This is a genomic window from Streptomyces sp. NPDC049597, assembly GCF_040675505.1.
In the GTDB taxonomy this organism is placed as follows: domain Bacteria; phylum Actinomycetota; class Actinomycetes; order Streptomycetales; family Streptomycetaceae; genus Streptomyces.
In genome coordinates this window covers 838,744-852,425 of record NZ_JBFAOY010000001.1, presented here as the reverse complement: position 1 = coordinate 852,425, position 13,682 = coordinate 838,744, and the positions used below count along the sequence as shown (strand labels likewise).

General features: G+C 72.6%; 9 protein-coding genes and 1 pseudogene. 9 read left to right on the top strand and 1 reads right to left on the bottom strand.

The genetic code is table 11. The annotated features are described in order from the left end of the window. Positions 1 to 409: 409 nt before the first annotated feature. Positions 410 to 1,750 carry a UDP-N-acetylglucosamine 1-carboxyvinyltransferase gene (murA, locus tag AB0K02_RS03875; RefSeq protein WP_365990706.1) on the bottom strand — a complete coding sequence of 447 codons (1,341 nt, stop codon included), beginning with the start codon at positions 1,748 to 1,750 and terminating at the stop codon, positions 410 to 412. Positions 1,751 to 2,054: 304 nt separating this feature from the next. Between murA and AB0K02_RS03870 the strand changes: the two genes are divergently transcribed. The 9 genes and pseudogenes from AB0K02_RS03870 (at position 2,055) to AB0K02_RS03830 (ending at position 13,521) form a co-directional block, all read left to right on the top strand. Beyond that, positions 2,055 to 2,615 (top strand): YqgE/AlgH family protein, encoded by a 561-nt coding sequence (locus AB0K02_RS03870; protein ID WP_365990705.1) that lies wholly within the window; start codon positions 2,055 to 2,057, stop codon positions 2,613 to 2,615. A 63-nt stretch (positions 2,616 to 2,678) separates the two neighbouring features. After that, the gene (locus tag AB0K02_RS03865; protein WP_307715239.1) at positions 2,679 to 2,966 is read left to right on the top strand and encodes a DUF3039 domain-containing protein; all 288 of its coding nucleotides are present in this window, start codon (positions 2,679 to 2,681) and stop codon (positions 2,964 to 2,966) included. A 235-nt stretch (positions 2,967 to 3,201) separates the two neighbouring features. Then, positions 3,202 to 4,500, top strand: coding sequence for an extracellular solute-binding protein (locus AB0K02_RS03860; RefSeq protein WP_365990704.1), 1,299 nt, complete (start codon positions 3,202 to 3,204; stop codon positions 4,498 to 4,500). A 400-nt stretch (positions 4,501 to 4,900) separates the two neighbouring features. Continuing rightward, positions 4,901 to 5,773, top strand: a pseudogene (locus tag AB0K02_RS03855) (sugar ABC transporter permease); the annotation flags it as partial. After that, positions 5,770 to 6,621, top strand: a complete 852-nt coding sequence (locus AB0K02_RS03850; RefSeq protein ID WP_365990703.1) for a carbohydrate ABC transporter permease — start codon at positions 5,770 to 5,772, stop codon at positions 6,619 to 6,621. The pseudogene AB0K02_RS03855 and the gene AB0K02_RS03850, both read left to right, overlap by 4 nt. 4 nt (positions 6,622 to 6,625) lie before the next feature. Beyond that, a complete protein-coding gene (locus AB0K02_RS03845; RefSeq protein WP_365990702.1) occupies positions 6,626 to 8,275 on the top strand; it encodes a beta-N-acetylhexosaminidase in 1,650 nt (549 codons plus the stop codon). A gap of 226 nt (positions 8,276 to 8,501) precedes the next feature. Continuing rightward, on the top strand, positions 8,502 to 9,398 hold the full coding sequence (locus tag AB0K02_RS03840) for an FAD binding domain-containing protein (protein ID WP_365990701.1): 897 nt from the start codon (positions 8,502 to 8,504) through the stop codon (positions 9,396 to 9,398). Then, a complete protein-coding gene (locus AB0K02_RS03835; RefSeq protein WP_365990700.1) occupies positions 9,395 to 11,209 on the top strand; it encodes a 2Fe-2S iron-sulfur cluster-binding protein in 1,815 nt (604 codons plus the stop codon). The genes AB0K02_RS03840 and AB0K02_RS03835 overlap by 4 nt, the downstream gene beginning before the upstream one ends. Then, a complete protein-coding gene (locus AB0K02_RS03830) occupies positions 11,206 to 13,521 on the top strand; it encodes a xanthine dehydrogenase family protein molybdopterin-binding subunit (RefSeq protein ID WP_365990699.1) in 2,316 nt (771 codons plus the stop codon). The genes AB0K02_RS03835 and AB0K02_RS03830 overlap by 4 nt, the downstream gene beginning before the upstream one ends. Positions 13,522 to 13,682: the final 161 nt, after the last annotated feature.

The window sequence follows — 13,682 nt, the reverse complement described above, 5'->3', positions numbered from 1 at the left end:
CCGCCACCTGCGTGATGGTCCCCGGGGGCCCGATGCAAACGCACGCCGCCACGGCCATGAACGGCCTGACGCGCCGGCCGGGGGGCCACCGCTCCGGGGCCCCCCCCTTCCGCACGTCCGGCGCCGGGTGCTCGCGTACCACCCGCACCCGCCGTGGGGCGGCCGGCGGCCCCTGTACGGCAGTGACCGGCCGTTCGCCACCGCCGACACCGACTGCTCTTCACCGTCGGACTTGCGGCCCACCCGCTCGGTGAGGAGCGGCGCGCCGCCAATCGACAGCGGCAGCGCCCCCGGCGGCCTTTCGCCGGGTGGAGGCGTTCCTCTCCTGACCCGCGGCCGGGCGCCACGCGTGCGCGACAACGCCGACGGCCCCCGCGGGAAACCCGCGAGGGCCGTCGGTGAGGGTCCGTCAGACGATCGAGCCGCCGGGCAGTTCGACCTTCGCCCCGAGCTTCTCCAGCTTCTCCATGAAGTTCTCGTAGCCGCGGTTGATCAGGTCGATGCCGTGCACCCGGCTCGTGCCCTGGGCGGCCAGCGCCGCGATCAGGTACGAGAAGCCGCCGCGCAGGTCGGGGATGACGAGGTCCGCGCCCTGGAGCTTCGTCGGGCCCGACACGACCGCCGAGTGGAGGAAGTTGCGCTGGCCGAAGCGGCAGTCGGAGCCGCCCAGGCACTCACGGTAGAGCTGGATGTGCGCGCCCATCTGGTTCAGGGCGGACGTGAAGCCGAGCCGGGACTCGTACACCGTCTCGTGCACGATCGACAGTCCGGTCGCCTGCGTCAGGGCCACGACCAGCGGCTGCTGCCAGTCGGTCTGGAAGCCGGGGTGGACGTCCGTCTCCAGCGCGATGGACTTCAGCTGACCGCCCGGGTGCCAGAAGCGGATGCCCTCGTCGTCGATCTCGAAGGCGCCGCCGACCTTCCGGTACGTGTTCAGGAAGGTCATCATCGAGCGCTGCTGAGCGCCGCGGACGTAGATGTTGCCCTCGGTGGCCAGGGCCGCCGACGCCCAGGACGCCGCCTCCAGGCGGTCCGGGATCGCGCGGTGGGTGTAGCCGCCGAGCTTGTCGACACCGGTGATCCGGATCGTCCGGTCCGTGTCCATCGAGATGATCGCGCCCATTTTCTGCAGGACGCAGATCAGGTCCTCGATCTCCGGCTCGACCGCCGCGTTGGTCAGCTCGGTGACGCCCTCGGCCAGCACCGCCGTGAGCAGCACCTGCTCGGTCGAACCGACCGACGGGTACGGCAGACGGATCTTGGTGCCGCGCAGCCGCTGCGGGGCCTCCAGGTACTGGCCGTCCGCGCGCTTCTCGATCGTGGCGCCGAACTGGCGCAGGACGTCGAAGTGGAAGTCGATCGGCCGGCCGCCGATGTCGCAGCCGCCCAGACCCGGGATGAACGCGTGCCCGAGCCGGTGCAGCAGCGGTCCGCAGAACAGGATCGGGATGCGCGAGGAGCCCGCGTGGGCATCGATGTCGGCGACGTTCGCGCTCTCGACGTGGGTGGGGTCGAGGACCAGCTCGCCGGGCTCGTCGCCGGGGCGGACGGTCACGCCGTGCAGCTGGAGCAGTCCGCGGACGACTCTCACATCGCGGATGTCGGGCACATTGCGCAGCCTGCTGGGCTCGCTGCCGAGCAGGGCGGCGACCATCGCCTTGGGCACGAGGTTCTTCGCGCCGCGGACGCGGATCTCGCCCTCCAGCGGGGTTCCGCCGTGGACAAGCAGTACATCGTCTGTGCCGGTCATGAATCTCGCGTTCCGGAGGGGGTCCCCCCAGCGCTGCGAGGGGGCCCGGTCGGGCAGGGCCAGAGAAAAGGGTAAGGGGCCCGGGGCCCTTCGATGTAAGGGTGTGGGGCCCCTTGATACGTAATGAATCGGGTACAACACGCTGCGTCCGCCACCTCTCGCACACTGTCACCGGACCGGCGGTGCCGGCGGCGGCGAACACCCGCGCGCGGGGCACGCTCCGACCTGCACCCCCTCCCACCGCGGCGGCGCACTGTTGTCGCTCCGCCCCCGCGGAGGGCCGAGATGCGGGATCATGTGTCGCATGACCGAGGTGTCCTCGCTCACAGGGCGGCTTCTCGTCGCCACACCTTCCCTCGCGGACCCGAACTTCGACCGCGCGGTGGTCCTGCTGCTCGACCACGACGACGAGGGCTCCCTCGGCGTCGTCCTGAACAGGCCCACACCCGTCGACGTGGGCGACATCCTCGAGTCCTGGGCCGCGCTGGCCGGGGAGCCCGGTGTCGTCTTCCAGGGCGGTCCCGTCTCCCTCGACTCGGCGCTCGGCGTCGCGGTGATCCCCGGCGACGAGGGGCCGCTCGGCTGGCGGCGGGTGTACGGGGCGATCGGCCTCGTCGACCTGGAGGCGCCGCCCGAGCTGCTCGGCTCGGCGCTCGGTTCACTGCGGATCTTCGCCGGATACGCCGGCTGGGGCCCGGGCCAGCTGGAGGCCGAGCTGCGGGAGGGCGCGTGGTACGTCGTCGAGTCGGAGCCCGGTGACGTGTCCTCGCCGCGGCCGGAGACGCTGTGGCGTGCGGTGCTGCGCCGCCAGCGCAACGAACTGGCCATGTTCGCGACGTATCCGGACGACCCGTCCCTCAACTGACCGGATCGCCGCGCCGGGGTCCTCGCTCCCGCAGCGGCGTCGGCGTGGGTACCCTTGGAGCTCATGAGCACTCTTGAGCCCGAGCGCGGGACAGGCACCGGGACCCTGGTAGAGCCGACGCCCCAGGTGTCGCACGGCGACGGCGACCACGAGCGCTTCGCCCATTACGTCCAGAAGGACAAGATCATGGCGAGTGCCCTCGACGGCACTCCCGTGGTCGCGCTGTGCGGAAAGGTCTGGGTGCCGGGGCGTGACCCCAAGAAGTACCCGGTCTGCCCGCTGTGCAAGGAGATCTACGAGTCCATGGGCTCGGGTGGCGACAAGGGCAAGGACGGCGACAAGAAGAAGTAGTCCGCCGCCGCTCGACGGTTTCTTCCGACGGCCCCCGGGGCGCGCGTTTCGCGTGCCCCGGGGGCCGTTTCGCGTGCTCGGCTCCGCCGTGGCGTTGCACACCGTGCGGCTGCCGGTCACAGAGTGGTCGAGACCTCTTGTGGCGCCGTGCGAGCCCCTCTAGCCTCCTGCGTGTTGTGCAGTACGAAACGGTCGTTGCGCATATTGCAACGCGCTCACGCGTGGGGGTTCCCGTATGAAGCTCATCGCCAAACTCGCCGCCCCCGTGGCGGCACTCGCCCTTGCGGGCCTCACCGCCTGCGCCCCCCAGACCTCCGACACCGGCGCCAAGGAGGACGCCAAGAGCGGCACGCTGCGGGTCTGGCTGTTCCAGGAGGTCAACAACAAGCCCAAGGAACAGGTCGTCGACGCCGCGGTCGCCGCCTTCGAGAAGGCGCACCAGGGCGTGGAGGTCGAGGTCGAGTACATCCCCGTCGAGACCCGCGCCCAGCGCGTCAGGGCAGCCTTCAACGACCCGGCGAGCGCCCCCGACCTCATCGAGTACGGCAACACCGACACCGCCGGATACGTGAAGGACGGCGGACTCGCCGACGTCACGGCCGAGTTCGACGCCTGGGACGAGGCGAAGGACACCGACCCCACCGCCCGGGAGTCCGTCACGGTCGGCGGAAAGGTCTACGGCGCACCCCTGTTCGTGGGCGCCCGCGCGCTCTACTACCGCACCGACGTCTTCGAGGAGCTGGGCATCGAACCGCCCAGGACCCAGGCCGGCCTGATCGCCACCGCAAAGAAGATCCGCAAGCACAGGCCCGAGCTGTACGGGCTCGCGGTCGGCGGCGCGTACACCTACGGCGCGATGCCCTTCATCTGGGCCCACGGCGGCGAGCTCGCCTCCGGGAGCGGCGGCTCGTACACGTCCGCCATCCACAGCGCCGCCGCGCGCAAGGGCATCGCGGCCTACACGTCCCTGTTCGGCGACGACAACTGTCCCGCCGCCAAGTGCGCCTCCATGAACGGCAACGCGACGGTCACCGCGTTCGCCTCCGGCAAGGCGGCCATGGCCATCGGCGGCGACTTCAGCCACCAGGCGGTCGAGGCCGGCCCGGTCAAGGGCAAGTACGCCGTCGTGCCGCTGCCCGGGCTGAAGGCGGGCGAGATCGCTCCCGCCTTCGCGGGCGGCAACAACATCGGCGTCCTCAGGAGCAGTTCGCACCGCACCCTGGCGGTGGACCTGATGAAGCGGTTCGCGGGCAAGGAGACGCAGGCGAAGCTGTTCGACGCGATGGGATTCCTGCCGACGTACACCGACGTGCGGGCCGAGGCCGCGAAGAAGGAGCCGTTCGTCGAGCCGTTCATCGAGACGCTCGACGCGGGCGCCAAGTTCGTGCCCGCGTCCCCTGCCTGGGGCCAGATCGACGCCTCGCTCGTCCTGCCCTCCATGTTCCAGGAGATCGTCAGCGGCAAGAAGGACGTGGCGGCCGCGTCGAAGGACGCGGCGGAGAAGATGGACGCGGCGTTCGCGTCGGCGGGCTGAGCCGATGACCCACCGTACGAACGGCACGACGGGGCGGACGGAGCCCGCCACCGCGCCGCCGGCCCCGGCGGTCCGGTCCGAGGCGGAGCCCGTGCCGTCGGCTGCGCCCGTGGCCACGCCCGCCGAGGCGGATGTGTCCCCGGCCTCGGCCGACGTGGTCGTGCAGCGCGCGGCGAGCGCGCCTGGCCGGTCCGAGGGGGCGCCCGTGCCGTCGGCTGCCCCCGAGATCCGGCCGGCCGAGGCGGATGTGTCTTCGGCCTCGGCCGACGCGGTCGTGCAGCGCGCGGCGAGCGCGCCTCGCACGGCCGACGCCGGGACGGCGGCGGCGCGGGTCGGGCGGCTCGGGAAGGAGCCGTCGGCCGCGGCGCGGGGCCCCCGGGGCCCGAAGGCGACGGGGCGGCGCGGGGGCTGGACCCCGTGGATCTACCTCGCGCCCGCGCTGGCCGTCATCGCCGCCCTGCTCGTCTACCCGATCTACCAGCTCGGTCTCATCTCCTTCCTCGAGTACACCCAGGCCCAGGTCAGCGGCGGCGAGCCGACCAGCTTCCAGGGCCTCGGCAACTACCGCACCCTCCTCGCCGACGGCCAGTTCTGGCAGGTGCTCCTCGCCACCGTGCTGTTCGCCGCCGCCTGCGTCCTCGCCACCCTCGCCGTCGGCTGCGCGCTCGCGGTCCTGCTCACCCGCGTACGGGCGCTGCCGCGCCTCGCCCTGATGCTGGCCGCACTCGGCGCGTGGGCCACCCCGGCGATCACCGGGTCCACCGTCTGGGTCTTCCTCTTCGACCCCGACCACGGCCCGGTCAACAGGGTCCTCCAACTGGGCGACTTCTCCTGGACCTACGGCCGCTGGAGCGCCTTCTCGCTCGTCCTCTTCGAGGTGGTGTGGTGTTCGTTTCCGTTCGTGATGGTGACGGTCTACGCGGGCATCAAGGCGATCCCCGGCGAGGTGCTGGAGGCGGCCGCGCTGGACGGCGCCTCGCAATGGCGCATCTGGCGTTCCGTCACCGCCCCGATGCTGCGACCCGTCCTCGTCGTCGTCACCATTCAGTCGATCATCTGGGACTTCAAGGTCTTCACGCAGATCTACGTGATGACGAACGGCGGGGGCATCGCCGGACAGAATCTCGTGCTCAACGTGTACGCCTATCAGAAGGCGTTCGCGTCCTCCCAGTACAGCCTGGGATCGGCGATCGGCGTGGTCATGCTGCTGATTCTGCTCGCGGTCACGCTCGTGTACCTGCGACTGCTGCGACGCCAGGGAGAAGAGATATGAGCCTCGCTCCGCGTGCGTGGCGGATCCGGCGTCCGGGACGGCTCGCCGCCGAGACGACGGCGCTCGCCGTCGCGCTGGTGGTCGCGTTTCCGCTGTACTGGATGGTCCTCTCCGCCTTCAAACCGGCCGGTGAGATCCAGTCCGCCGAGCCGCGTCCCTGGACGCTCGCCCCCTCGCTGGACTCGTTCCGCCGGGTCTTCGAACAGCAGGAATTCGGCCGCTATTTCCTCAACAGCCTGATCGTGGCGGGAACGGTCGTCGTCGCCTCGGCCCTGATCGCGTTCCTCGCCGCCACGGCCGTCACCCGGTTCCGATTCCGGTTCCGTACGACCCTGCTCGTCATGTTCCTCGTCGCGCAGATGGTGCCGATCGAGGCCCTGACGATTCCGCTGTTCTTCCTGATGCGCGACGCCGGACAGCTGAACACCCTCGGCTCGCTGATCCTGCCGCACATCGCCTTCTCGCTGCCGTTCGCGATCTGGATGCTGCGCGGCTTCGTCAAGGCGGTCCCGGAGGCACTGGAGGAGGCCGCGTACATCGACGGCGCGAGCCGTACGCGGTTCCTGTGGCAGATCCTCTTCCCCCTGGTCTTTCCCGGCCTGGTGGCGACGAGCGTGTTCTCGTTCATCTCGACGTGGAACGACTTCCTCTTCGCCAAGTCGTTCATCATCAGCGACACGTCGCAGTCGACGCTGCCGATGGCGCTGCTGGTCTTCTTCAAGCCGGACGAGAACGACTGGGGCGGGATCATGGCAGCCTCTACCGTGATGACCGTGCCGGTGCTCGTCTTCTTCGTACTCGTTCAGCGACGCCTGGTCTCCGGCCTCGGCGGCGCGGTGAAGGACTGACGATATGCCTCCCACGAACCTGGTCCCCGCTCCGCTCGTCGCCGAGTGCCGGGCCGACAGCCCCGGTTCCTGCTCGCTGGACGAGCGGACCACCCTCGACGCACGGCCGGGCACCGAGGGCGTCGCCCGCCAGCTGCGCGCGACGCTCGGGGCGGCCACCGGCCTTCCGCTGGCCGACGGCCCCGGCCCGCACAGCGTCCTGCTGCGCGTCAGCGCCGAAGTGGAGCGGGAGTACGGCCCGGAGGGCTACCGGCTCTCCACCGACCGCACCGCAGAGGACGTCGCGGTCCTCGTCGAAGGCGGAAGCGCGGCAGGGGTGTTCTGGGGTGTCCAGACGTTCCGGCAACTGCTCGGGCCGGACGCGTTCCGCAGGGCGCCCCTCGCGCGCGGCCGGGAGCGGTCCCTGCCCCTCGTCACGGTCGAGGACGCGCCCCGCTTCTCCTGGCGCGGCATGATGCTCGACGTCTCACGGCACTTCCTGCCCAAGGACGACGTCCTGCGCCAACTCGACCTGCTCGCCGCCCACAAGCTCAACGTCCTGCACCTGCACCTCACCGACGACCAGGGCTGGCGCATCGAGATCGAGCGGTACCCGAAGCTCACCGAGGTCGGCGCCTGGCGTTCGCGCACGAAATGGGGACACCGGGCGTCCGACCTCTGGGACGACCGTCCGCACGGCGGCTACTACACGCACGACGACATCCGCGAGATCGTCGCCTACGCCGCCGAGCGGCACATCACCGTCGTCCCCGAGATCGACATCCCGGGCCACTCGCAGGCGGCCATCGCCGCGTACCCCGAACTCGGCAACACCGACGTCGTCGACACCGCCTCCCTGACGGTCTGGGACAACTGGGGCGTCAGCCCCAACGTCCTGGCTCCCGGCGACACCACCCTGCGCTTCTACGAAGGCGTCCTCGAAGAGGTACTCGACCTCTTCCCCTCCGCGTTCGTCCACATCGGCGGCGACGAGTGCCTCAAGGACCAGTGGAAGCGGTCACCGGCCGCCCAGGCCCGCATCAAGGAGCTCGGGCTCGCCGACGAGGACGAGCTCCAGTCCTGGTTCATCCGGCACTTCGACCGCTGGCTCGCCGACCGCGGCCGCCGCCTCATCGGCTGGGACGAGATCCTGGAAGGCGGACTCGCGCCCGGCGCCGCCGTCTCCTCCTGGCGCGGCTACCAGGGCGGCATCGCCGCCGCCGAGGCCGGTCACGACGTCGTCATGTGCCCCGAGCAGCAGGTGTATCTGGACCACCGGCAGGCCGCCGGCGACGACGAGCCGATGCCCATCGGCTACGTGCGGACCCTGGAGGACGTCTACCGGTTCGAGCCCCTGCCGCCCTCGCTCGGCCCCGAGGCCGCCGCCCACGTGCTCGGCACCCAGGCCAACGTCTGGACGGAGGTCATGCAGGACCGCTCCCGCGTCGACTATCAGGTCTTCCCGCGCCTCGCCGCCTTCGCGGAGGTCGCCTGGTCCGCCCTGCCCGCCCCCGCCGAACGGGATTTCGCCGGATTCGAACGGCGCATGGAGACCCACTACGCGCGCCTCGACGCGCTCGGCGTCGACTACCGCCCGCCCGGTGGCCCGCGGCCCTGGCAGCGTCGTCCCGGCGTCCTCGGACGCCCGATCGAGGGAGCACCCCCGAACGTGTGACCCGCGGCCCGGGGCGCCCGCCCGGGCCGCGTCCGTCGGCGCGGGACGACCGGGAGTGAATCCGGACCATCGCGTACGGAAACGGACTTACGGGTTGGACGGGCCCTTCGCGGACCCTCTCGCCGGACGGCTCGGAAGATGTGCCACAGTTGCCACGTCCGGACTGTGAGCACGTACGGTACGGCACACAGGCGGGACAGCCGGGACACCGGGAAGGGGCAGCTGGGTGACCACGCACGCACCGCAGACGGCGCAGTCGGTGACGCTGCCGGGCTCGCTCGACGAGGCCGTGGCGGCGCTCACCGCCATGCCTGCCGCCGTGCCCGTCGCCGGGGGCACGGACCTCATGGCCGCCGTCAACAGGGGGGAGCTCCGCCCCGCGGGGCTCGTCGGCCTCGGCCGCATCAGCGAAATCCGGGGCTGGCGCTACCAGGACGGGCACGCGCTGCTCGGCGCCGGACTCACCCACGCCCGGATGGGACGGCCCGACTTCGCGGCCCTCATCCCCGCCCTGGCGGCCTCCGCGCGCGCGGCCGGGCCGCCCCAGATCCGTAACGCGGGCACGCTGGGCGGCAACATCGTCACCGCCGCGCCCACCGGCGACACCCTGCCCGTGCTGGCCGCGCTGGAGGCGGACCTGGTCGTCGCGGGCCCCGAGGGCGCGCGGCGCGAGATCCCGGTCTCCCACCTGCTCGCCGGCCGCGAGATGCTCGGCCCCGCCGAACTCATCGGCTTCGTACGGGTGCCGCTCCTGCACGCCCCTCAGGTGTTCCTCAAGGCCACCGGCCGCACCGGCCCCGGCCGCGCCACCGCCTCCGTCGCCGTCGTGCTCGACCCGGCGCGGCGCGGCGTGCGCTGCGCCGTGGGCGCGATCGCGCCGATGCCGCTGCGCCCGCTGGAGGCCGAGCGCTGGATCGCGTCGCTGATCGACTGGGACGGGGAGCGGGGGCTCGCGGGCGAGGCGCTCGCGGCCTTCGGCGAGTACGTGGCGGCCGCGTGCATCCCGGACCCGGCCCCGGCGGCACCGGGCGAGGAGCAGCAGGTGCTGCCGCCCGCCGTACTGCATCTGCGGCGCACGGTCGCCGCGCTGGCCCGACGGGCACTGGGGAGGGCGCTGTCGTGAGCAACGAGGACCACCAGCAGGGGCGTTTCCCCGAGCCGTCGGACCACCAGGACCACCACGGCGGTCCGGACGGCGGCCAGGGGCACCTGGGCCTCCCGGACGCCTTCGTGCAGGACGGCCCGCTCGAGTACCCGCACAGCGGGGAGCAGGGGTACGCCGCGGGCGGGCAGGACTACGGGGGCTACCAGGACCACGGGCAGGGCCAGGCCCACGATCACGGCCAGGGGTTCCCGTACGAGTACGGCGGCTGGCAGCCGACGGCCCCCGACTACGACGGCGAGGCGACGGGCTTCTTCCAGCTGCCGGCCGAGGATTCACCGGCCGCGGCACCTCTGGAGGCGCCGGGCCACGGCTACGTACCGCCGATGATCATGCCGTTGACGCCGCTCGCGCCGGAGGCGCGCACCGACCCGGCGGCGACCGGCGGTTGGGCGCCGGAGCAGCCGCACGCCGGCGACGCGCAGGCGGAGCCGGCCGCGCCCGAGGCCGTCCGGTGGCCGGAGGCGGGCGTCCAGCAGCACGGCGATCCGCAGGCGACCGGCCAGTGGGCGTTCCCCGAGGAACCCGCACCGGCGACCGCGTCGCAGGGCGCCGCCGGTCACGAGACGACCGGGCAGTGGTCGATCCCGATCGCCGAAGGTGAGCTTCCGGACGATTCGGGCGAGTTCCTGCGTTCCGCGCCGCCGGTGGCCGAGACACCCTGGGCAGCCGCGGAGCCCCCGGCCACGCTTCCGGGTGGCGCGCCCGCGCCATGGACGACGCTGCCCGGCGGCGCGCCCGCGCCGTGGGCTGAGCAGGCGCCTCAGGAGCAGCTGCCTCACGGGCAGGAGCCTCACGAGCATGCGCCTCATGGGCAGGAGCCTCACGAGCAGGCGCCTCAGGAGCCGGCCGTGCAGGAACCGGAGCCCGGCGATGCCGCGCCCGAGGACCCGGCTCCCGTGGAGTCCGGGCATGCCGCCGAGCCCGGACCTCAACGGCCGCAGGACGCTGCCGAGCCCACGAGTCCCGAGACCGCTCAGGTGCCGGAGCCGCGCGAGGACCGGCAGACCGGGCAGGAGGACGCGGCACCGCGGCCGTCGGGGGACCCGTCCTCCGAGGAACCCCCCACCGCGGACCCGTCCGCCGGGGACGTCCCCTCCGGCGAACCTGACTCCGCGGCGGCGGCCACCGGCGCCGACATCCCTCCCGCGGCCGACGAGCACCCGCCCACCTCGTACGTCCTGCGGGTCAACGGCACGGACCGTCCGGTCACCGACGCCTGGATAGGCGAGTCGCTCCTCTACGTCCTGAGGGAGCGCCTCGGCCTCGCCGGAGCCAAGGACGGCTGCTCGCAGGGCGAGTGCGGCGCCTGCAACGTCCAGGTGGACGGCAGGCTCGTCGCCTCCTGCCTCGTACCCGCGGCGACGGCCGCCGGCTCGGAGGTCCGCACGGTCGAGGGTCTCGCCGGCGACGGTGAACCCTCCGACGTGCAGCGGGCGCTCGCCAACTGCGGCGCGGTCCAGTGCGGCTTCTGCATCCCCGGCATGGCCATGACCGTGCACGACCTCCTGGAGGGCAACCACGCCCCCACCGAGCTGGAAACGCGCCAGGCCCTGTGCGGCAACCTGTGCCGCTGCTCTGGCTACCGGGGCGTGCTCGATGCCGTACGCGAGGTCGTCGCCGAACGCGCCGCGAGCGCGGCCGCGGCGGCCGAGGAGGCGTCGCACCCCGAGCCGCAGGGGGAAGCGCACGAGGAAGCCCGTATCCCGCACCAGGCACCCCCCGGCGCCGGTAGGGTGCAGGCCCACCCGCACGACGGAGGCATGGCGTGAGCAACGACGCGACCGTCACGGCGAATCCGCAGGCCGTCGAAGGCCCCCCGCCGCAGGCGCCGGCCCACGGCCTCGGCGCCTCCCTTCCCGCGGCCGACTCCCGGGCCAAGACGGAGGGCACGTTCCCGTACGCGTCCGACCTGTGGGCCGAGGGCCTGCTGTGGGGGGCGCTGCTGCGCTCGCCGCACCCGCACGCCCGCATCCTCTCCATCGACACGTCGGCCGCCCGCGACATGCCCGGCGTACACGCGGTGATCACCCACGAGGACATCCCGGGCGACGCGTCGTACGGCAGGCGGATCGCCGACCGGCCGGTGTTCGCGTCCGAGATCGTCCGCCACCACGGCGAGGCGATCGCCGCGGTGGCCGCCGACCACCCGGACACCGCACGGCTCGCCGCGGCCGCGATCGCCGTCGAGTACGAGCTCCTCGACCCGGTGACCGACCCGGAGAAGGCGTTCGCCGCCGAACCGCTGCACCCCGACGGCAATCTGATCCGGCACATTCCGCTGCGCTACGGCGACCCGGACGTGACCGGCGAGGTCGTCGTCGAGGGTCTGTACCGCATCGGCCGCCAGGACCCGGCACCGATCGGCGCCGAGGCGGGCCTGGCCGTACCGCGGCCCGACGGCGGCGTCGAGCTGTACACCGCCTCGACGGACCCGCACGCCGACCGCGCCCTCGCCGCCGCCTGCTTCGGCCTGGAACAGGAACGGGTCAAGATCGTCGTCACCGGCGTACCCGGCGCGATGGGCGACCGCGAGGACCCCGGCTTCCAGCTCCCGCTCGGCCTGCTGGCCCTGCGGACCGGCTGCCCGGTCAAGCTCACCGCCACCCGCGAGGAGTCGTTCCTCGGCCACGCCCACCGCCACCCGACGCTGCTGCGTTACCGCCACCACGCGGACGCCGAGGGCCACTTGGTGAAGGTCGAGGCGCAACTGCTGCTCGACGCGGGTGCCTACGCCGACGCGTCCTCCGAATCACTGGCCGCCGCCGTCGCGTTCGCCTGCGGTCCCTACGTGGTTCCGCACGCCTTCATCGAGGGCTGGGCTGTGCGCACCAACAACCCGCCGTCGGGCCACGTGCGCGGCGAAGGGGCCATGCAGGTCTGCGCGGCCTACGAGGCGCAGATGGACAAACTCGCGGCGAAACTGGGCCTCGACCAGACCGAGATCCGCCTGCGCAACGTGCTGGCCACCGGCGACATCCTCCCCACCGGCCAGACGGTCACCTGCCCGGCGCCGGTCGCCGAGCTGCTCCAGGCCGTACGGGACCACCCGCTGCCCTCCCTCCCCAAGGACACACCCGAGGACGACTGGCTCCTCCCGGGCGGCCCCGAGGGCGCCGGCGAACCGGGTGCGGTGCGCCGCGGCGTGGGCTACGCGCTCGGCATGGTGCACATGCTCGGCGCCGAGGGCACGGACGAGGTCTCCACGGCGACGGTCAAGGTCCAGGACGGCGTCGCGACGGTCATCTGCGCGGCGGTGGAGACCGGTTCGGGGTTCTCGACCCTGGCGCGCCAGATCGTCCAGGAGACGCTGGGCATCGAAGAGGTCCACGTGGCGGCGGTCGACACCGACCAGCCCCCGGCGGGCCCGGCGGCCCACGGCCGCCACACCTGGGTCTCCGGCGGCGCGGTCGAACGCGCGGCCAAGATGGTCCGCACACAGCTCCTGCAGCCGCTGGCGCACAAGTTCGGCATGTCCACGGAGCTGCTCCAGATCACCGACGGCAAGATCACGTCGTACGACGGCGTGCTCTCGACGACGGTCACGGAGGCGATGGACGGCAAGGAACTGTGGGCGACGGCCCAGTGCCGCCCCCACCCGACCGAGCCGCTGGACGAGTCGGGCCAGGGCGACGCGTTCGTGGGCCTGGCGTTCTGCGCGATCCGCGCGGTGGTCGACGTCGACATCGAACTCGGCTCGGTCCGTGTGGTCGAGATGGCCGTGGCCCAGGACGTGGGCCGCGTCCTGAACCCGGCCCAGCTGGCCACCCGCATCGAGGCGGGCGTCACCCAGGGCATCGGGGCGGCTCTCACGGAGAACCTCCGCACGGCCCGCGGCCTGATCCGCCACCCCGACCTGACGGGCTACGCACTCCCGACGTCATTGGACGCGCCGGACATTCGCATCGTGAAACTGGTCGAGGAACGGGACGTCGTGGCCCCCTTCGGCGCGAAGGCGGCGAGCGCGGTCCCGGTGGTCACGTCCCCGGCGGCAGTGGCCTCAGCGGTCCGCGCGGCGACGGGCCGCCCGGTCAACAGACTCCCGATCCGGCCCCAGGCGGCGGTGGCCGCGGCGACGTCGTAGGCGGAACGGCCGCTGCGTGGCCTGGACGTGTCCCTGGGCAAGAGGGCTGTCGGTACCCGTCGGTAGAGTGACGGACCGGGTCTTGTGTTTCACGGGGGAGGGCCAGAGCAATGGCGGAAGACGGCGGCCGGCCGAGCGGAATGTCCGGTGACGAGCGTCAA